Source organism: Streptomyces tardus (assembly GCF_018101125.2).
GTDB classification, from domain to species: domain Bacteria; phylum Actinomycetota; class Actinomycetes; order Streptomycetales; family Streptomycetaceae; genus Streptomyces; species Streptomyces tardus.
Window position 1 is genome coordinate 3,323,664 of the sequence record NZ_JAELVF020000001.1, and the last position, 19,133, is coordinate 3,342,796.

General features: G+C 71.2%; 15 protein-coding genes. 8 read left to right on the top strand and 7 right to left on the bottom strand.

The genetic code is table 11. From position 1 onward, the window contains the following. Positions 1-119: 119 nt before the first annotated feature. Positions 120-596 carry a thioredoxin-dependent thiol peroxidase gene (gene bcp / locus JGS22_RS14235; protein ID WP_211038647.1) on the bottom strand — a complete coding sequence of 159 codons (477 nt, stop codon included), beginning with the start codon at positions 594-596 and terminating at the stop codon, positions 120-122. A 150-nt stretch (positions 597-746) separates the two neighbouring features. Here bcp and JGS22_RS14240 point away from each other — a divergent pair, with 150 nt between their 5' ends. Together JGS22_RS14240 and JGS22_RS14245 are read left to right on the top strand one after the other, a co-directional pair. Beyond that, complete coding sequence (locus JGS22_RS14240) at positions 747-1,064, top strand: DUF3618 domain-containing protein (protein WP_211038645.1); 318 nt, start codon at positions 747-749, stop codon at positions 1,062-1,064. 64 nt (positions 1,065-1,128) lie between these two features. Beyond that, positions 1,129-1,431 (top strand): GroES family chaperonin, encoded by a 303-nt coding sequence (locus JGS22_RS14245; RefSeq protein WP_211038687.1) that lies wholly within the window; start codon positions 1,129-1,131, stop codon positions 1,429-1,431. Between the two features lie 464 nt (positions 1,432-1,895). On the opposite strand, the gene JGS22_RS14250 is transcribed toward JGS22_RS14245, so the two are convergent. After that, positions 1,896-4,319, bottom strand: coding sequence for a transglycosylase domain-containing protein (locus JGS22_RS14250; RefSeq protein WP_211038643.1), 2,424 nt, complete (start codon positions 4,317-4,319; stop codon positions 1,896-1,898). A 453-nt stretch (positions 4,320-4,772) separates the two neighbouring features. Next, entirely contained in the window at positions 4,773-6,086 is a 1,314-nt protein-coding gene (locus JGS22_RS14255; RefSeq protein ID WP_211038641.1) for an SGNH/GDSL hydrolase family protein, read from the bottom strand. Between the two features lie 307 nt (positions 6,087-6,393). On the opposite strand from JGS22_RS14255, the gene JGS22_RS14260 reads away from it, so the two are divergent. Both JGS22_RS14260 and JGS22_RS14265 read left to right on the top strand, forming a co-directional pair. After that, positions 6,394-7,743, top strand: coding sequence for a DUF445 domain-containing protein (locus JGS22_RS14260; protein WP_211038639.1), 1,350 nt, complete (start codon positions 6,394-6,396; stop codon positions 7,741-7,743). Between the two features lie 202 nt (positions 7,744-7,945). Beyond that, positions 7,946-8,803, top strand: coding sequence for a fumarylacetoacetate hydrolase family protein (locus JGS22_RS14265; protein WP_211038638.1), 858 nt, complete (start codon positions 7,946-7,948; stop codon positions 8,801-8,803). A 180-nt stretch (positions 8,804-8,983) separates the two neighbouring features. Here the strand turns inward: JGS22_RS14265 and JGS22_RS14270 are convergent, their stop codons facing one another. Together JGS22_RS14270 and JGS22_RS14275 are read right to left on the bottom strand one after the other, a co-directional pair. Then, positions 8,984-10,099: a Gfo/Idh/MocA family oxidoreductase gene (locus tag JGS22_RS14270; RefSeq protein WP_211038636.1), complete on the bottom strand. Its 1,116-nt coding sequence runs from the start codon at positions 10,097-10,099 to the stop codon at positions 8,984-8,986. A 276-nt stretch (positions 10,100-10,375) separates the two neighbouring features. Next, positions 10,376-10,741: a hypothetical protein gene (locus JGS22_RS14275; protein WP_308405665.1), complete on the bottom strand. Its 366-nt coding sequence runs from the start codon at positions 10,739-10,741 to the stop codon at positions 10,376-10,378. Between the two features lie 248 nt (positions 10,742-10,989). On the opposite strand from JGS22_RS14275, the gene JGS22_RS14280 reads away from it, so the two are divergent. The 4 genes from JGS22_RS14280 (at position 10,990) to JGS22_RS14295 (ending at position 14,538) form a co-directional block, all read left to right on the top strand. Then, positions 10,990-11,769, top strand: a complete 780-nt coding sequence (locus JGS22_RS14280; protein WP_211038634.1) for an HAD-IIA family hydrolase — start codon at positions 10,990-10,992, stop codon at positions 11,767-11,769. Positions 11,770-12,048: 279 nt separating this feature from the next. Beyond that, positions 12,049-12,639, top strand: coding sequence for an LPXTG cell wall anchor domain-containing protein (locus JGS22_RS14285; RefSeq protein ID WP_211038632.1), 591 nt, complete (start codon positions 12,049-12,051; stop codon positions 12,637-12,639). A 13-nt stretch (positions 12,640-12,652) separates the two neighbouring features. Further along, positions 12,653-13,306 carry a class F sortase gene (locus JGS22_RS14290; protein WP_211038630.1) on the top strand — a complete coding sequence of 218 codons (654 nt, stop codon included), beginning with the start codon at positions 12,653-12,655 and terminating at the stop codon, positions 13,304-13,306. A 194-nt stretch (positions 13,307-13,500) separates the two neighbouring features. Then, positions 13,501-14,538, top strand: coding sequence for a glycoside hydrolase family 6 protein (locus tag JGS22_RS14295; RefSeq protein WP_211038628.1), 1,038 nt, complete (start codon positions 13,501-13,503; stop codon positions 14,536-14,538). 192 nt (positions 14,539-14,730) lie between these two features. Here JGS22_RS14295 and glxA read toward each other — a convergent pair whose 3' ends face one another. Next, positions 14,731-16,692, bottom strand: coding sequence for a radical copper oxidase GlxA (gene glxA, locus JGS22_RS14300; protein ID WP_211038626.1), 1,962 nt, complete (start codon positions 16,690-16,692; stop codon positions 14,731-14,733). A 253-nt stretch (positions 16,693-16,945) separates the two neighbouring features. Beyond that, a complete protein-coding gene (locus tag JGS22_RS14305; RefSeq protein ID WP_211038624.1) occupies positions 16,946-19,024 on the bottom strand; it encodes a glycosyltransferase family 2 protein in 2,079 nt (692 codons plus the stop codon). Positions 19,025-19,133 lie beyond the last annotated feature (109 nt).

Sequence of the window (19,133 nt, forward strand, 5' to 3'; positions counted from 1 at the left end):
CGGCGGTGTTCGCCGCGCGTCGCCGCCCCCACCCCCCGCCCACCGCCGCGGTCTTCCGCGGGAGGGCGGGTCGGAGGTGCGTGACCCGAACGGCGGTGCGGGCCCGAGGGGTTCGCGGCTCAGGCGCCGTCGATCTTCAGATCGCGCAGCAGCTTGGCCACATGGCCGGTCGCCTTGACGTTGTACAGCGCGCGCTCGACCCGGCCCTCCTCGTCGACCACGACCGTCGAGCGGATCACTCCGGTCACGACCTTGCCGTAGAGCTTCTTCTCGCCGAAGGCGCCGTAGGCCTCCAGCACCTTCTTCTCCGGGTCGCCGACCAGGGTCACGCCCAGCTGCTCCTGCTCCCGGAACTTCGCCAGCTTCTCCGGCTTGTCGGGGGAGACGCCGATGACGTCGTAGCCCGCGCCGGCCAGCAGCCGGAGGTTGTCGGTGAAGTCGCACGCCTGCTTGGTGCAACCCGGCGTGAGAGCGGCGGGGTAGAAGTAGACGATGACCTTGCGGCCCGCGTGGTTCGCCAGGGACACCTGTTTGCCGTCGGCGTCCGGCAGTGTGAAGGCCGGTGCCGGGTCGCCGGGCTGAAGTCGTTCGCTCATCGGTACTCCTCGTAGGCGGTTCTGCGACGTCGAGCCTAACGAGTCGACCGGGCCCGTCGGCGGCCGGCGAACAGGGGGAGTGGTGGAACCCGTGGGACAGTGAGCTGACACACTGTTCAGCAGCGATGACGAGACAACGGAGGTAGCGCGGTGGCTCAAGCGAAGGCACCCGGCGAGATCGAGGCGCAGATCGCTCGCAGCCGGCAGCGGCTGGCAGTGACGCTGGACGAGATCGCCGTACGTGTGCACCCCTCGACGATCCTCGGCGACGTCAAGGACAGGGTTTCCGACTCCGTCGACCGCACGGTCGGCCAGACGTGCGTGCGCGTCAACGGCCTGGTGGACCGCGCCCGTTCGCAGGTCGTCGCGCCCGACGGCTCGCCCCGCACGGAGCGGATCGTGCCGGTCGCCGTGGTGACGGTGGCGGTGGTCGGCGCGGTGGTGGTGTCTCGCCGGAAGCGCCGCTGAGGGCCTGCGGTACGGTCCTGGCGTGACCTCGCAACCGCCCCATCACGACAAACTGCCCATCCGGATGCTGCACGACCGTGTGCTCGTGCGCACCGACACTTCGGAGGGCGAGCGCCGCTCGACCGGCGGCATCGTCATCCCCGCCACCGCCGCGGTCGGCCGCAGGCTTGCCTGGGCCGAGGTGGTCGCGGTCGGGCAGAACGTGCGCACGGTCGAGCCGGGCGACCGGGTGCTGTACGACCCGGAGGACCGGGCCGAGGTCGAAGTACGCGGCGTGGCCTACGTGTTGATGCGCGAGCGCGATCTGCACGCGGTGGCCGCCGAGCGGCTGGAGGGCTCGGAGGACTCCACCGGGCTCTACCTCTGACCGCACACCGCCCGCGCTGCGCCCCCGCAAGGGCCCGCATGGACGAACACGCTCCGGCGACGACGAAGGCCCGCTCGGCTGCGGGAACGCGCCCCGGCCCGCGTGGAGGACCGCTCTCGTCCGCTGACGCCGCGTTCCCCGTCTGCCGGTGAGCGTGCGCCCGCCCCACCGAACCCGAACCGGGGGAGGCCCGACGGTTTCTCAACCGTCGGACCTCCCCTGACCCCTTGTGGAGCGTGGAGCGTGGGGTGGGACGGGCGCCGCGCCCGTGCGCCTGTCTGCCGGACGCGCCCGCCGCCGCGCCGCGCCCGCCGCGCGCTCCACCGTCCGTCCGTCCGGTGCGTGCGCCGGCCCAGTACGTGTGTCCGGTGTCGCGGCCGGTTCAAGTGCGGCCTCGCTCCCGGCCTCGGGCGCGCCCCGGCCTCGCGGGCGCCCGGAACTGCGGCGCCCGCCCGGTGCGTCGTTCAGCCCGGGAACTGCGGGTCGCCGGGACCGCCGCCCGGGTCGCCCGGATCACCGGGCCCGCCCGGTCCGCCGCCGCCGGGGTCGCCGGGTCCGCCGCCGCCCGGGTCGCCCGGGTCGCCCGGATCGCCGGGATCGCCGGGTCCGCCGGGTCCGCCGCCGCCCGGATCGCCGCCGCCGCTGTCCTGCCCCTCGTCCGCGCCGCCGTCCTGGCCGCCGTCCTGTCCCTCGTCGCCGCCGCCGTCGGCACCGCCGTTGTCCTGGCCGCCCTCGTCACCGCCCGAGTCGCCCTGACCGGGCGGCTGCCGGCCGTCGCCGGGCTGCTCGGGGTCGTTCGGGTCGCCCGGTGCGGGCGGCGGCACCTCCTCGGCCTCCAGCTCGAAGTCCTTGGGGGCGCTGCCCTCCAGCGCGGCGGAGGTGTACTGGGCCCAGATCTCCGCCGGGTATCCGCCGCCGCTGATCCGCTCCTGGCCGGCGGCTCCGTACAGCGACTTGTGGGCCCCGTTCTCCGGGTCCTGGCCCACTACGGAGATCACGGTCGTCAGGTCCGGGGTGTATCCGGCGAACCACGCCGCGGTGTCCTTCTCCGCGGTGCCGGTCTTGCCCGCCGCGGGCCGGCCGGCCGCCTGTGCCGCCTGGCCGGTGCCGCCCTCGACGACGCTGCGCAGCATCGCGGTCGTGGAGTCGGCGGCCGAACGCTCGATCGCCTGCCGGGTCTCGGGCTCGGGCAGTTTGATCTTCTCACCGCCCCGGCTGATCTCCTCGATCATCGAGTAGTCGCGGTACTTCCCGTGGTTGGAGAGCGTGGTGTACGCCTGAGCCACGTCGAGGGTGCTGGGCGTGGCGGTGCCGAGCGAGACCGAGCTCTGCGCCTTGGCCAGCTCCGGAGTGTCCTTGGGAATGCCGAGCCTGGTCACGGTGTCCTTGACCTGCTCGGGCCCGACGTCCACACCCATCTGCGCGAAGACCGCGTTGACCGACTTGTCCATCGCCTCGGTGACCGGGATCTGCCCGTAGGAGATGTCGCGCTCGTTCTGCGGTGCCCAGTCGGTGGGCCGGCCGCCGGCGGTGACCTGGCGTTTGCTGGTGCCGTCGTAGACGGTCTGGGGCCCGATCGGCTGGCCGTTGTACGCGGTCGAGTCGTTCTCCAGCGCGGCGGCGTACACGAAGGGCTTGAACGTGGAGGCGGCCTGGTAGTCGCGGCGGGTCGCGTTGTTGACGTACTGCTTGGTGTAGTCGATACCGCCGTACATCGCGACCACCCTGCCGGTCGCCGGATCGATCGACGTACCGCCGGCCCGGACGTACTTGTCCACCTCGCGCTCGTCGTCCAACTGGCTCATCAGCTTCTCGTCGACCGCCTTGACCATCGCCTCCTGGCGTTTGCGGTCGATGGTGGTGGTGATCCGGAAGCCGCCGGAGGCCAGGCGCTGTTCGTCCATGACCTCGCTGTTGATGAGGTGCTGTTTCACCGCCTCCAGCAGATAGCCGCGCTGACCGGACCGGCCCGGGGCAGCCTTGACGTCCTCGGGCTCGGGGAACTTCATACCGGCCCGGTCGGAGGACTTCAGCCAGCCCTCCTTGACCATGCCGTCCAGCGTGTAGTTCCAGCGGGCGAGGGCCTTGTCACGGTTCTGCGGCTGGGCGGAGACGTCGTACGCGCTGGGGGAGTTGACGACGGCGGCCAGGTAGGCGCCCTCGGCGGTGGTGAGGTCCTCGGCGTTCTTGCCGTAGTACGCCTGGGCGGCGGACTGGATGCCGTAGGCGTTGCGGCCGAAGTAGCTGGTGTTCAGATAGCCGATGAGGATGTCGTCCTTGCTGACCTCGCGGTCCAGCTTTATGGCGATGAAGAACTCCTGCGCCTTGCGGGTGACGGTCCGCTCCTGGGACAGGTAGAAGTTCTTCACGTACTGCTGGGTGATGGTCGAGCCGGACTGCTTGCCCTCGCCGCGCACCATGTTCCAGGCGGCGCGCACCATCGCCTTGGGGTCGATCGCGGACTGGTTGTAGAAGTCCCGGTCCTCGGCGGCGAGTACGGCGTGCTGGACGTGCTTGGGCACCTGGGCGAGCGTGACGTTCTCCCGGTTGACCTCGCCGTCCTTGGCGATCGGGGTGCCGTCGGAGTAGAGGTAGACGTTGCTCTGCGCGACGGCGTGGTCCTTGGGCTCGGGCACGTCCACCAGCAGATACCCGGCGACGAGCGTGCCGGTGCACAGCAGCAGGACGAGCAGTACGCCGCCGAGGACCATCCGCCAGGTGGGCACCAGACGGCGCAGACCGGTGCGCTTGCGCCTGCCCTCGGCGCCCTCGCCCTCGGCGGCCCCGTCGGACGACGGGTCGGCGGCGTCCGGGTCGCCGTGGGAGTCCGGGGTGTTCGGACCCTCCTGGCCCGGGCGGTTTCCTTGGTGGTGCTGCTCGTCACTCATCTGTGCTGGGACTCCTCGTCCACGCTCGGGCGACTTGCGTCGTGTCCCGCGCAAGGCTTGCAGGGCCATCCAAACGCATCGGGACCGCGCGAGTCCCAATTGTCCTTCCCTGACACTGTCGCATCGCCGGTCCGGCTCAGTGACGAGTGCGGCGTACGTGCCACGCACCCGGTCAGGTGTCCGGCGGCCGTCGTCGACGGTTCGCCGGCTTTCCCCCGAAGATGAAGACGCGCGAAACACACGATCGGATGCACTCTCGCGCGGTGTTGTGGCCCGGCACACGCGTCGCCGCGGACTGTTTCCGCCGTTGGAGCGGCGTACGGCCGACCCTGTGCGGCCGACCAGGCGCGGCGGGCGAAAGGCCGCGTACGGCGCAGCCGGGTGGGCGGCAGGGCGGCGGCGCAACGGGCCGCCGGCGCGGGCCCGTCGACCCGGGCCCCTGCGGCCGGGGCGTCAGCCGGCGACCGGGGACCCCTTGCCGGCCTTGATCGACTGCAGGTCGACGGCCTGCGCCATCGCCCGGAACCCGTTGTCGCTGGGGTGCAGCCGGTCCCCCGAGTCGTAGGCGGCGCGCAGCTGCTGGGGCGCTGCCGGGTCGCGCAGGGCGGCGTCGAAGTCGATCAGCCCGTCGAACGCCTCGCTCGCGCGGAGCCGGTCGTTGACCTGCTGGCGGACGGCTTCCACTCGCGGGGTGTGCATCCGGTGCCCGGCGAACGGCGTCAACGTCCCGACCAGCACTCGGTGTCCGCGGTTGTGCGCCTGCTCGGCGAGCTGTTCGAGCCCCTGGACCAGGAGCGCGGCGTCGCGCTGCTGCGGACGTTTGATGAGGTCGTTGATGCCCAGCTGGAGCACGACGGTGCGAACCCCGGTACGGATGAGAACGTCGCGGTCCATTCTGGTGAGCGCGCTCGGCCCGTTGTTGGGCGAGTAGCGGCTGCCGTCGATCAGGATGCGGTTCCCGCTTATCCCGGCGTTGAGCACGCTGTAGGCAGGGGCGCCGCGTTCGGTGCGCAGACGCTCGCCGAGGAAGTCCGGCCAGCGGCGGTTGGCCCCGGGGCTGGAGGTGATGCCGTCGGTGATCGAGTCGCCGATGACGACGACGGCGCCCTCGGTCTCGGTCGTCCACACGTCGACGCCGGTGACGTAACGCCAGTACGGGCTCTGCTGGTTGTAGGCGGTCCCGTCCTCGGCGCCGGTGTGCTCGCCCTCCGCCAGATAGCTGGTCTGGCGGGCGAAGGGGTGGTAGGTCACCGGGCCGGAGGGCTCGGGGGAGTACGTCGTGACCAGCAGGTCGGCGGCGTGCGGCACGTTCAGCCGTACCGCGTCGCTCGTGACCATGCCGCCGGGCGGAATGGTCACCGACTCCTGGGTGCCGAAGGTCAGTCTGCGCATGGTGCCGGGCGCGGCGTTCGGGGCGCTGGGGGCGGCGGCGACGGCGAGGGTGGCGTGCGAGATCAGCAGCGGCTGGGTGCCGAAGAGGTTGGAGAGCTGGATGCGCGCGGCGGTGCCGGAGATCGAGCTGTGGAGCACGTTTCGGATTGATCGGCCCGGGTAGCCCTGTGGTGCGTTGGGTTCCGCGGCTGCCGCCGAGGTCGCCCAGGTGCCCACCCAGTTGCCGGAAGAGGCGGGAGCTGCCGAGCCGCGTCCGCCGGTGCCCGGTTTCGGGGATTCCTCGGTGCCGCCGAAGCTCATGAATATCGCTCCGGAGACGAGGACGACGATGGCCGCGAAGCCGGCCAGCAATGCGTAGCCCATGTTTTTGCTCATGGGCGCCTGCCCGCGGTCATTCTGTGGTGTCCCCCCTGGGCGAGATCTGCGCAGCAATGATCCCACGAGCCGTACACGCACCGGACCGCGGGCCATAGACCTTCACATCTCGAGCAGTTGTGACCGCCGGGCCCGCCCGGGGGAGCGCGCCCCTCCGCACGCTACGAGGGTCAAGACGCGGCCGGGCCCCGGGACGTTGCGCGCGGGGGCGTGTTCTGTGTCTCACCGTTCGGGCACGGTCGCCTCCGGTGTCCCGGGGTACGGGAGGCGACAATGCACGGGGACCGCGAGAGACGGGTGGGAGCGGATGGAACGCAGCACGACCAGAACCGGCGCGGGCGGCGGCAGACCGGTGGCCACCGACCCGCCCTCCGCCGCGGGGCTCGCCCGCGACCTCAGCGCTTTCACCGCCGCCGACCGGGAGAAGCAGCGCGGCGTACGGCAGATGAAGATCATCGCGACCAGCGCCCTGGTGGTGGCGGCCGTGGTGTACGCGCTGGCGACCTGGGCGGAACGCAGCGGTGCCGGCGCCTGGGCGGGGTACGTCGCCGCAGCCGCGGAGGCCGGCATGGTCGGTGCGCTGGCCGACTGGTTCGCGGTGACGGCGCTGTTCAAGCACCCGATGGGGCTGCCGATCCCGCACACCGCGATCATCCGCACCAAGAAGGACCAACTCGGCGAGAACCTCGGCGAGTTCGTCGGCGACAACTTCCTCGCCGAGGACGTCGTGCGGCAGCGGCTGCGCGCGGTGGGCATCAGCCGCCGGCTGGGCACCTGGCTGGCGGAGCCGGAGCACGCCGACCGCGTCACCGCCGAACTGGCCACCGCGGTGCGCGGTGCGCTCACCGTGCTGCGGGACTCCGACGTGCAGGCGGTGGTCGGCGAGGCGATCACCCGCCGGGCCGACGCCCAGGAGGTCGCTCCCGGTCTCGGCAACGTACTGGAGAAGGTGGTGGCCGACGGCGGGCATCGCAAGGTGGTCGACCTGATCTGCGTCAAGGCGCACGACTGGCTGGTGGAGCACCGGGGTTCGGTGCTGGACGCGGTCTCCGGCGGCGCTCCGGGCTGGACCCCGCGCTTCGTCGACCAGAAGGTCGGCGACCGCGTCTACCGCGAACTCCTGCGCTTCGTCACGGAGATCAGGGACATGCCCGAGCATCCGGCGCGCGGCGCGATCGACACCTTCCTCGCCGACTTCGCCCGTGAACTGCGCGAGGACCGCCAGACCAGGGAGAAGGTGGAACGGCTGAAGTCCGAGATCCTCGCCCGCGGCGAGGTGCAGGACGTCATCGCCTCCGCCTGGTCCTCGATCCGCGCCATGCTGCTGGCCGCCGCCGAGGACGAGCAGAGCGAACTGCGGCTGCGCGTACGGGCGTCGCTCATCTCCCTCGGGTCCCGGCTGGCCTCGGACGAGCGGATGCAGCACAAGGTGGACGACTGGCTGGAGGGCGCCGCCACGCACGTGGTGACCACCTATCGGGGCGAGATCACCTCGTTGATCACCGAGACCGTCGCCGGTTGGGACGCCGACCAGACCTCCCGGAAGATCGAGGCGAACATCGGCCGCGACCTCCAGTTCATCCGCATCAACGGCACTGTCGTCGGTGCGCTCGCGGGCCTGGCGATCCACACCTTCACCCACGCCCTCGGCGGCTGAGCACGTCCCGCACCCGGGCCCCACAGCCGGCGGGCGCCTGCGGGTCGGGCGCCCGTCGGCCGGGGCCGGGACGGGTGCGGAACGTGGTTACGGTCCAGTACGTGGGCGGGACTTGCGCCCGCGGCGCGTCGGATTGGAGGATCGTCCAAGCCGATGGCCGTCCCCATCGCGACTTCGATGACCCCGATCACTGGAGTGTGCGATGAAACTGCTGCGTGTGGGACCCCGCGGGGCGGAACGACCGGCCGCGCTCGACGGTCGGGGCGTTCTCCGCGACCTGTCCGGTCTGCTGCCGGACGTCAACTCCGCGCTGCTGGCCGACCCGGTCGCTCTCGGCCGGACCGCCGAGGCGCTGGAGACCGGTGAGCTGCCGGTGCTCGACCCGGCCGGACTGCGCACCGGCCCGCCGATCGCGGACATCGGCAAGATCGTCTGCATCGGCCTCAACTACCGCGACCATGCCGCTGAGATCGGTGCGCCGCTGCCCGTCGAACCGCTGGTCTTCATGAAGGCGCCGGACACCGTCGTCGGCCCCCGGGACAACGTCCTGATACCGCGCGGCAGCCGCAAGACCGACTGGGAGGTGGAGCTGGCGATCGTCATCGGCCGCACCGCGCGCTATCTGGAGACCGAGGAGGAGGCGCGCGCCGCCGTCGCGGGATACACCGTCAGCCACGACGTCTCGGAGCGGGCGTTCATGCTCGAACGCGGCGGGCAGTGGGACAAGGGCAAGAACTGCGAGACCTTCAACCCGCTCGGCCCCTGGCTGGTCACCGCCGACGAGGTCCCCGACCCGCAGAACCTCGGACTGCGCCTCTGGGTCAACGGGGAGCTGCAGCAGGACGGCAGCACCGCGGACCAGGTCTTCGGGGTCTACGAAGTGGTGCGCCACCTCAGCCAGTTCATGACGCTGCGCCCGGGCGACGTCGTCAACACCGGCACCCCGGCCGGCGTCGCCAACGGCCGGCCGGAGCCCAAGCCGTTCCTGCGGGCCGGCGACGTCGTGGAGCTGGAGGTCGACGGACTCGGCCGCCAGCGCCAGGAGTTCACCCCCGCCTGACGCGCCCGGCGGCGCGGCGCGGCGCGCGGTGGGCGGTGCCCGCCGCGCCCGCCGCGCGCCCCGCTCGGCCGGACGCGTCGCGACCCGTCGCGGCGACGGCGTGACCCGGGGCCCGTACCCCGAGCCGAGCCGTCGCCCGGAATGCTTGGTCGCCGCAGCGGCCTCACCGGCCGCTGCGGCTCAGTCGAGCGGGACGACTCTGCCCTCGGTCGCCGAGAGGTGGGCCGCCTCGAGCACTCGCAGCGTCGCCGCCGCCTGCTCCGCGGTCACCGGGGGCTCGCCGCCCTCGCGCAGAGCGGCGGCGATCGCGCGGTAGTACGCCGGGTAGTCGCCGTCCAGGCTGGGCACCGGCCGCGTCTCGCCGAGCTCGCCGAGCGAACCCCAGGCCGACGGCGGCTCGGAGCCCCAGGGGGCGCCCGGCACCGGCCGCTTGCCCTCGCGCAGCACCGCCTCCTGCGGGTCGAGGCCGTACTTCACGTACGCGGCCCTGCTGCCCAGCACCCGGAAGCGCGGGCCCAGTTGGGCGGCGGTCGCGCTCACCCACAGATGCGAGCGCACTCCGCTCTCGTGCGTCAGCGCCAGGAAGGTGTCGTCGTCGGCCGCCGCGTTCTCGCGCCGCACGTCGGCCTCCGCGTAGACCGTGCGCACCGGACCGAACAGCGTCAGTGCCTGGTCCACGACGTGGCTGCCGAGGTCGTAGAGAAGGCCGCCGATCTCGGCGGGGTCGCCGGACTCGCGCCAGCCGCCCTTGAGCTTGGGCCGCCAGCGCTCGTACCGCGACTCGAAACGGTGCACCTCGCCCAGCTCGCCGTCGGCGAGGAGCTTGTCCAGGGTGCGGAAGTCGCTGTCCCAGCGGCGGTTCTGGAACGTGGAGAGCAGCAGGCCGCGTTCGCGGGCGAGTCCGGCCAGCGCCAGGGCCTCGGCGGAGGTGGCGGCGAGCGGTTTGTCCACGACCACCGGCAGGCCGGCGCGCAACACCCGTTCGGCGAGCGGGACATGGGTCTTGTTGGGGGAGGCGAGGACCACCAGGTCCAGTTCGTCGGCGCGGGCGAGGAGGGTGTCGACGTCCTCGGTCGCACGGGCGCCGGGGTACTTCTTCGCCACGTCCGCCTGCCGGTCCGGGTCGGAGGTGACGACCGCCTCCAGCGAGAGCTCCGGCTCGGCGTCGATCAGGGGCGCGTGGAAGAACGATCCCGCAACTCCGTAGCCCACGAGCCCCACCCGCAGTGGTACGGGCCGGGCGGGCTCCGCCTCGCCGTCGGTGGTGTCCTGCGGGGTCTGGTCTGTGTCGGACATGCTCAGCTGACCTTCTGCCGTGCGGCTCCGCGCCCGTCGGAGCGCGGACGTGCGTGCGGATCGGCCATGGTACGCATGCCGGATGGCGCGCGGGCACGCTCGGTTGACCCCCGGGACTGCGTTCCCGGGGGCAACGCACCGATCCGGGCGGGTATCGCCGAAGCCGCCCGAAGGGTCCCCACCGCACCGCTCGGCCGACCGCCCCGCACCGGCGCCGCGCGGGCAGCCGTTACCGGCACCGGCCGGACTCCGACCCCGATTCGGCGGTGCCCGGGGCTACTTGCCGATGGTCACGTTCGCGTTGTCCAGGAGCGCGGTGTGCGTCGCGGCCGTGATCATCAGGACGATCACCAGCAGTCCGGGGAGCGAGGTGCCGTCCGGGGTCAGCATGACGACCGCCATGACGACGATCGTGTTCACGATGTAGGTCAGCGCCAGCCACCAGGCGACCACGCGCTTCACCGCTGCGACGACGAAGGGGAGCGGGGCCAGGAAGCCGAGCGTGAGCACCGGTACGAGCGTCCAGGCGATCCGCGCCAACGTGCCGCCGAACATCCGCGGCCGGGCCGCCGGGTACGGCGCGGTGGCGTAGGGGTTCGGCTGGTGGTAGCCGTATTGCGGGGTTTGGTAGGGGTTTGTCACGTCAGAGCCCTTCGAGCGGTGGGTGAGCGCCACTGTGAGACATCCGACGGGGCCTTTTGGTTGCGAGGCCCGCAGCTTCCTGTCGTCCGCGGCCCGCTGTTCGCGCCGCCGCCGGGCACTCACCCGCGTCGTCGGGCACTCACCTGCATCGGGAACGTACCGGCCGGCCGCACCGCACCCGGGTCGGCTTAGGCTGGAGACGTCCCCGCACCGCACGTCCCCGCACCGCACGGCAGGAGATCCTTCCAGTGGCAGAGCGCAAGCCGATCGAATCCTGGCTGACCGACATGGACGGCGTCCTGATCCACGAGGGCATCCCCATCAAGGGGGCCGACGCGTTCCTGAGCAGGCTGCGGGAGTCGGGCAAGCCGTTCCTGGTCCTCACCAACAACTCCATGCAGACCCCGCGCGATCTGCACGCCCGGCTGGCGCGCATGGGCCTGGACGTGCCGGTCGACAACATCTGGACCTCCGCGCTCGCGACCGCCCAGTTCCTGGACGACCAGCGCCCCGGCGGCACGGCGTACGTCATCGGCGAAGCGGGGCTCACCACCGCCATGCACGACATCGGCTACGTACTGACCGACGCGCAGCCCGACTACGTCGTCCTCGGCGAGACCCGCACCTACAGCTTCGAGGCGCTGACCCGGGCGATCCGGCTGATCAACAACGGCTCGCGCTTCATCGCCACCAACCCGGACGAGACCGGCCCCTCCGCCGAGGGCCCGCTGCCCGCCACCGGTTCGGTGGCCGCGCTGATCACCAAGGCGACCGGCCAGGAACCGTACTTCGTGGGCAAGCCGAACCCGCTGATGATGCGCGCCGGACTCAACAAGATCGGTGCGCACTCCGAGACCAGCGCGATGATCGGCGACCGGATGGACACCGACATGCTGGCCGGTCTGGAGGCGGGCATGGAGACCTTCCTCGTCCTCACCGGCATCTCCAGCCCCGCGGAGGTGGACCGGCACCCCTTCCGCCCGTCCACGGTCGTCGATTCCATCGCGGATCTCGTCGAACGCGTTTGACCCCTCCACCCGCTCCCCAGCCCTCCGGTTCGGTCGGTCGGCGGGGCACGCCCCGCGTTCCACCGACCGGTGCCGCGGACCCGGCCGCGCCGTCGGTGCGGCAGCCACCGGCTCGCAGGCTTCCCGAACGGGCCCGCTGTGCCGGGTGGTTCGAGGGGCGGGGAGCCCGCGCAAGCCCCCGCGCCGCACGGGCCCGCGGCACTGACCCGATCGGCGGCGCTGCGGGTGCGACGGCCCGGGCGGCGGTGAATCTTCGGGAGTACCGACCCGGAGGTTGCCATGCGCGTTGCCCGCGTTGCCCGCGTCCCGTACAGCCTGGGACTGTTGACCCTCTCCGCCGTGCTGCTCGGTACGGCGCAGGCGAACGCGGCGCCGCAGGAGGAGCCCGGGCCCGGCACCGGATCGGTCAAGATCACACCGTCCAAGGTGCACGCCGGCGGCCAGATCAACATCCGCGTCGACTCCTGCGACGGGGACAAGGGCATCGCCCGCTCGGACGCGTTCATCTCCTCGGTGGCCCTGAAGTCCGCCGCCGACGAGACGCTCACCGGCGATGCCAGCATCCGGGCGGCGATCGATCCGGGCCGGTACACCGTGCTGGTCGACTGCTACGACAAGACCGGCAACCTCAAACGCTCCATCGCCGAGGGCCGGTTCGTCGTCATCCCCGGCAGGGGAGGCGAGTCCCACCACCCGCCGGTACGGCCCACCGCGCCGGTCAAGGCGGGCGGCGGCGGCACCGCGGGCAGCGGCGGTTCCGGCGACTCCTCGACTCTCCCGCTGACCCTCGCCGGCGCCGCCGCGCTGGGTCTCGCCGGTGCCGCGGTACTGCGCCGCCGCGCCGCGGCTCGCCCCGGCAGCCACTCCTGACGGGCCCGCCGCGATGGCCGGGGAGAGCCAGCCCTCGGGCGGCGGCCGTCTGATCACCGCGACGGCCTGGCTGGTGCTGCTCCTCGGGCTGTGGCTGTGGGGCAAGGACCTCACCGACCGCGACTTCCCGGTGCTGGGCGAGCTCGGCTCGGGCCGGAGCGCGGAGAGCGGCGAACTGCCGGACGCGCTCGATCCGGTCGAGGGCGGCCGACCGGTCGCCGTACGTATCGACGGCCTCGGCGTGGACGCCCGCGTCCAGACCCGCGGCCTGGACGCGGACGGGGCGGTGGACGCTCCTCCTCTCAGCCAGGGCGACGACGTCGCCTGGTACGGGGGCGGCCCGCAGCCCGGTGCGGCGGGCGCGGCCCTGCTGGTGGGCCATGTCGACACCGCCACCGACAAGGCGGTGTTCTTCAACCTCAGTTCGGCCGACTCCGGCACCAGGGTGCAGGTCTCGCGCGAGGACGGCACCGTCGCCGAGTTCACGGTGGAGGACGTACAGGTCGTCCAGCGCGCGGGCTTCGATCCGGCGAAGGCGTACGGCGAGCGGAACAAGGGTCGGGCGGAGTTGCGCCTGATCACCTGCGGCGGCACCTTCGACCGCGAGAGCCGCAGCTATACGGCGAACGTGGTCGTCTCCGCGTACCTGACGGCGATCCACCGGTGAGCGCCACCGGCCTGTTCGGCGGGGCGGATTCACCGCCCAAGTCCCGCGCGGGTGCGCCCGGGTGACGCCGTGTACGCCACCGGAACGTCCCGGGAACGGCGTGCGCACGGGCGGGAGGGTCCGGGACGCACCAGATGTGTCGCTGTGCCACGATAGGCACTGACCGGTTCACCACCGTACCCAAGGGGGAGTGGATGTACGGCACCGACGCCGGCCGCCCGCCGCACCGCATCCGCGCCGCGCTCGTGATCGGCGGTGCGACTCTCAGCGCGATGGCACTGGTTGCCGGCTGCGCGTCCGGCGGCGGTGACAAGGACAAGCCCGACAGCGGGGACCGCGGGGCCAAGCCGGGGAAGTCCGACGCCGCGTTCTGGGTGAATCCGGAGGGCAAGGCGTCCGCCGCCCTGGACTCCACGAGCGGGCAGGACGCCGAGCTGATCGAGAAGATCGCCGAGCAGCCCGCGGGGGAGTGGATCAAGCCGGAGCAGGCCGAGAGCCAGACCCGGAGCATCACCGAGGCGGCCACCGAGGCCGACACCAGCCCCATCCTGGTCATGTACAACATCCCGCACCGCGACTGCGGCCAGTACTCCCAGGGCGGCGCCAAGTCCGCGGACGAGTACCGCGCCTTCACCGACGCGGTGGCCAAGGGCATCGGCGACCGGAAGGCGACGGTGGTGCTGGAGCCGGACGCGCTGCCGCACATCATGCAGGAGGGCTGCGTACCCGCCGAGCTCCACGGGGAGCAGTACACCCTGATCAGCGAAGCCGTGGACAAGCTCAAGAAGCTGTCCGGCACCAAGGTCTACATCGACGCGGGCAACCCGCACTGGATCCGCGACCCCGGCGGCATGGTCGAGCCGCTGAAGAAGGCCGGCATCGCAGGCGCCGACGGCTTCTCCCTCAACGTCTCCAACTACCAGACGACCGAGGAGAACATCGACTACGGCAAGCGGCTCTCCTCGATGGTGGGCGACAAGCACTTCGTCATCGACACCAGCCGCAACGGCAACGGGCCGGTCGACGGCGAGGAGACCGAGGAGTCCTGGTGCAACCCGCCGGGCCGCGCCCTCGGCGACGTTCCCACGACGAAGACCGCCGATCCGCTGGTCGACGCCTATATGTGGATCAAGCGGCCCGGCGAGTCCGACGGCACCTGCCGCGGCGGCCCCGAAGCCGGCGAATGGTTCCAGAAGTACGCGCTGGAGCTGGCGGGGAACGCCGCGGACTGACCACCGTCGGTCGGTGCGAGCCGGCCCGTCCGCCCGCGCTCCCCGCACAGCACAAGGGCCCGCCAACCGGCCGTACCGGTTCGCGGGCCCTTCCTGTGCCCCCGCGCCGCCTGCTCGCGCGCACCACCCCGTCCGCCCGAGTCGGGCCCGGTGTGCTCCGGGCATTGGGCGGGTACGGCGGCGGGCGTTCGCTCACTCCCCGCGCAGCTGCAACTCGTCCTGCACGGGTACGTGCAGCCACACCGCTTCGGACGGAGTGCCGTCCTCGTCCACGGCGTTGACCATGTAGTACCCGGGGGGCACCAGGGTCGGGTCCTCCGGCACGGTCAGCTCCACACCGTTCTCCGTGCGTTCGAAGTCGAGCGCGATCGACCGCTGTTCGTTGTTGGTGACATGGGTGAAGGAGCTGGGCCGCATCAGCCGCATCTCCTTGATGTCCGCCGCGTCCTTCGTGGCGAACTCCGCCTTGCCGCCCAGCTGCACCCGCTGCGGCTTCTCGCCGTTCGCCTTGAGCTGCGGACGGGAGTCGCGGAAGAGGTAGGGCGGCGACCAGATGTCGATCTGCTGCTCGAAGGTGCCGGGCTTGGTGTTGGCCCTGTCGTCGAAGAGCGGGTCGGAACCGAAGGTCATGACCTTGCCGTTGGGCAGCAGCAGCGCGCCGGAGTGGTAGTTGCGGCCCTCCAGCGGATCGGCCACCCGCCGTGAGGTGTTGGTCCTCGGGTCGTACAGCTCGGCCTTGAGCACGTCGCTTGAGCTGTAACCGCGGTAGCCCTTCGAGCCGTTGGTGGTGAGCACGGTGTCGTCGGGGAGGATCACGCTGCTGGGGTACCGCACCGGCTCGTAGAGCGAGGGGCCGTCCACGAAACGGGGGTTCTTCTTCTTGAGGTCGACGATCCGGGTCTTGTCGGTGACCTTGGTGCTCTCACCGATGCCGCCGCCGCCGAGCACCATGTACTTCTGGTCCTGCGCGGGCGGCAGCAGCACGGCCATGGAGGTCTCCAGGGCGTCCGGATCGCTCATGCCGGGGATCTTGGTGAAGCGGTCGGTGCGCCAGTTCCACAGGCCGGGCACACGACCCTTGTCGGCGGGTCCGTAGCCGGAGCTGGTGCCGGTGTAGAGCAGTTCGTCCCGGCCGGAGAGGAAGAGCCCGGGATAGGTCGGGAAGTAGCGCTGCTCGGGCAGGGTCTGCCACTTCTTGGTCCTGGGGTCGTAGAGCTCGACCTTCTCCGAGACCTCGCCGATGTCGTCGAGACCGGAGACCGAGAGCACCCGGCCGTCCTCCAGCGTGGTCAGCGTGGGGTACCAGCGGGCGTCCTCCATCGGGTCGACCGTGATGTACTCCTCGGCCACCGGGTCGAACTCGTAGGACTCGCGGATGCCCTGGAAGTCCTTCTTGTCGAAGGAGATCTTGTTGGCGATGCCGTAGATGTTGTCCTTGTCGGCGGCGTCGAGGCCCACGACGGCGTACTGGTCGGTGTCGCCGGTGGCGTGCTTCTTGCCCTTTCTGGCGGCCTCGACGTAGATCCGCTTCTGGCTCGCGGTGACGGTCGCACCGGTGGGCGTCTCCGTCTTCTCGGCCCTGGGCACCAGCAGGGACTGCTGGGTCTCGAAGACCTTGCCGCTCTTGGCGCCCTTGAACTTGGTGCCCTTGGGCAGCGTGATCGGCTTGTCCGGGTTCTCGTTGCTGACGATCATCAGGCCGCCAGCCTTCTCGACGTCGCCCTCCAGCGTCTCGTACCGCTGGGTGCCGCCCGCGATCAGCAGCTTGCCGTCGGGGAGCTGGGTGTGTCCCGCGCAGAACATGTCCTTGGGCGTCGGGATGTTCTTGAACGTGTTCTCGTCCGGGTCCCAGAGCACGCTGCGGAAGCTCTTGGCGGCGAACTGCTTGGCGTCGTTGCCCGATCCGGCGACCAGCAGCACCTTGCCGGTGTGCAGCAGGGCTGCGTGGATGGTGTTGATCTTGTTCTTCTGCGGTACGTCCAGCACCTGCCACAGGCCGTTCTCGGCCTTGTAGCCCGCGCGGTTGATGTTGTAGTTCGTGTACTGCTCGCTGGTGTACCGGATGAGCCACGGGGCGTTCATGCCCGCGACGGCGAGCAGTGCGACCGACGCGATGGCCAACCGCTTCGTACGGCGGCTTGGGCGGTATTTCACCGGTTAACACTCCTGCAAGCGACATCCGGGGTGGTTCCCGGGGTGGGTGGTTCTGTTGCGTGTCCGGGCGCGCCCCGGCTCCCGCGGGGTGTGCCCGTCCTGCCCCTTGCCGGGACCGCGTCCCGGGCGGCCCGGTGCCGGTACGGCGGTGTCCGTGGCGTCCGCGCAGCACGTCCGGTCCTCGGGTGGGGCGCTCCGCCGTCGGCGCGCTCAGGTGCGGGGCCGCACCGTTCGGGAGGCGGGTGCGGGTGCCTCACTGCCCGGGCGGGGCGGACTGCCGGATCTGTCGTGCGTCGAACTGGACGGTCCGGTCGGTACCGCGCGGATCGGCGGCCCAGGCGGGCCGCTGCTCGCCCCCCGGCGGCGCCCCGCCGGCCACCCCCGCGGGCGGTGCGCCGGACTCCGGCACCCCGGTACGGCCCGTACTGCCCCCCGCGGGTTGTGCGGGCGGCGGTGACTGCGGCGGGTCCTGCTGCTGCGCTTCCCCGCCGCCGTTCCGCCGCGCCTGTCTGCGGCGCTTCTTCTCGGCCCGCATACCGACCCGCCAGCCGATGATCGGCGCCGCGGTGATCAGGGTCGCGAGCGTGGCCCAGATCAGCATGGCCGGATGGTTGTGGCCGAGCCAGAACGAGCCGATCGCCGAACCGCCGAAGACCGCGATGAAGAAGAGGTGGATGCGGAACGTGCCGAAGAGCGTGTCCGGGCTCGCCGACTCGCCCTTGGGCGTGACGACGAACTTGCTCTTCCGCCGCAGCACCGTGTCCATCAGCGACCTGGCGTAGATCGGGGCGGAGAGCGCCGACATCAGCATGCCGGCCAGACCGCCCGAGCCCTCGGGCTCGTGCGGCGAGACGTTGTGCCGGCGGTTCCAGATGTAGAGGCCGACCTGGAGCGCCGAGGCGTTGCCGTACAGCATCATCCAGATGACCGGGTCGATCTGCACACCCGAGGCGCCCAGTCCCAGGAACAGGGCGCAACTGATCGCGGCCAGAATCCAGTTCAGCGCCGAGATCGGGTAGAAGATGATCATCATCGTGTAGTTGAAGAGCTTGCCGGGCGGCATGGTGAACCAGCCGCGCCAGTACTGCTTGAGGATCGTCTCGTAGGTACCGCGCGACCAGCGCAGCTGCTGGGTGAAGAAGTCGGTCCAGGCGTTCGGGCCCTCACCGACGGCCAGTACGTCCGGGGTGTACACCGAGCGCCAGCGCTTGCCGGTCTGCGGGTTGCGCGCCCGGTGGATCTCGAAACCGGTGGCCATGTCCTCGGTGATCGAGTCGTACAGGCCGCCGATCTGCTTGATGGCGCTGATCCGCACCGCGTTGCTGGTACCGACGAACATCGGGGAGCCGTAGCGGTTGCCGGCGCGCTGGATCAGCGCGTGGAAGAGGAACTGCTGGCTCTCCGCGGCCTTGGTGACGAAGTTGTCGTAGTTGCCGTAGACCTGCGGGCCGATGACGAAGCCGACGTTCGGGTCGCGGAAGTAACCGAGCATCCGCTCCAGGTAGTTGGGCAGCGGCACGTGGTCGGTGTCGACGCCCGCGAAGTAGTCGTAGTTGTCACCGTGGGCGTCCAACCAGGCGTTGTAGTTGCCGTGTTTGGTCTTCGCGCGGAAGGCGCCCTTGGAGGTGTTCCACTTCTCCACGCCCTTGCGGCTGAAGTGGTGCACACCCAGGCGGCGGCAGACCTCCTTGACCTCGGGGTCGTCGCCCTCGTCCAGCAGCCAGACGTGCATCGTGCCCCGGTGGCGGATCTTGACCGCCGCCGCCAGGGTCTTGGTCACCATCTCGATCGGTTCCTTGCCCGGAACGAAGGAGGTGAGGAAGGCGACCCGGGTGCCCGACTCCGGCACCACCGGCACCGGGTCCCTGGCCACCAGCGTCGCGTGCGAGTTGGAGAGCACGTTCAGCGTGCGGAACAGCTCGATCAGCCCGATCGCGACCAGCATCACGATGTCGAGCCTGAGCACCAGGTCGGAGACCGACCCCTCGTCGCGCTCCGTCCAGTGCTGCGGCTGCATCAGCCAGGCGAAGAGCCCGAGCGAGAGCAGCGGAGCGAGGGTCAGCAGCAGTGCAGCCCGGAAGCGGTGCGGCTCGTCGGCCATCAGACTGCGGTACTTGACCCGGTAGGGCTTGTCGGGGTCGGGCCGGGTCAGCGGGCCGGCCAGGCGACTGTAGTGCTCGTAGTCGTACCGGGGCGGCGCCTTGCGGGGCCAGCGCAGCCCCCGGCCGAAGGTGCCGGTCTCCCCGGACCTGTTCCGCTGGATGCGGAGCTTGGTGGTCTGCGACGGATCGTCGTGCGCACGCGACTGTGCCTGGCGTGGTTCCGACGTCATGAATCCATCCCCCTGCACGCATCAGCTGCGTGTGCTCGTTCGTGCCCGCGACCTTCGGCTGAGCGCCGGAAGAACAGGTTGAATCGGGCGGGCGTGATGACCGCCGCCG

What these genes read in the sequence shown, in the direction of transcription:
- bcp (WP_211038647.1), bottom strand. Translation starts at nt 596, where the DNA reads ATGAGCGAACGACTTCAGCCCGGCGACCCGGCACCGGCCTTCACACTG.
- JGS22_RS14245 (WP_211038687.1), top strand. Translation starts at nt 1,129, where the DNA reads ATGCTGCACGACCGTGTGCTCGTGCGCACCGACACTTCGGAGGGCGAG.
- JGS22_RS14250 (WP_211038643.1), bottom strand. Translation starts at nt 4,319, where the DNA reads ATGAGTGACGAGCAGCACCACCAAGGAAACCGCCCGGGCCAGGAGGGT.
- JGS22_RS14255 (WP_211038641.1), bottom strand. Translation starts at nt 6,086, where the DNA reads ATGAGCAAAAACATGGGCTACGCATTGCTGGCCGGCTTCGCGGCCATC.
- JGS22_RS14260 (WP_211038639.1), top strand. Translation starts at nt 6,394, where the DNA reads ATGGAACGCAGCACGACCAGAACCGGCGCGGGCGGCGGCAGACCGGTG.
- JGS22_RS14265 (WP_211038638.1), top strand. Translation starts at nt 7,946, where the DNA reads ATGAAACTGCTGCGTGTGGGACCCCGCGGGGCGGAACGACCGGCCGCG.
- JGS22_RS14270 (WP_211038636.1), bottom strand. Translation starts at nt 10,099, where the DNA reads ATGTCCGACACAGACCAGACCCCGCAGGACACCACCGACGGCGAGGCG.
- JGS22_RS14285 (WP_211038632.1), top strand. Translation starts at nt 12,049, where the DNA reads ATGCGCGTTGCCCGCGTTGCCCGCGTCCCGTACAGCCTGGGACTGTTG.
- JGS22_RS14290 (WP_211038630.1), top strand. Translation starts at nt 12,653, where the DNA reads ATGGCCGGGGAGAGCCAGCCCTCGGGCGGCGGCCGTCTGATCACCGCG.
- JGS22_RS14295 (WP_211038628.1), top strand. Translation starts at nt 13,501, where the DNA reads ATGTACGGCACCGACGCCGGCCGCCCGCCGCACCGCATCCGCGCCGCG.
- JGS22_RS14305 (WP_211038624.1), bottom strand. Translation starts at nt 19,024, where the DNA reads ATGACGTCGGAACCACGCCAGGCACAGTCGCGTGCGCACGACGATCCG.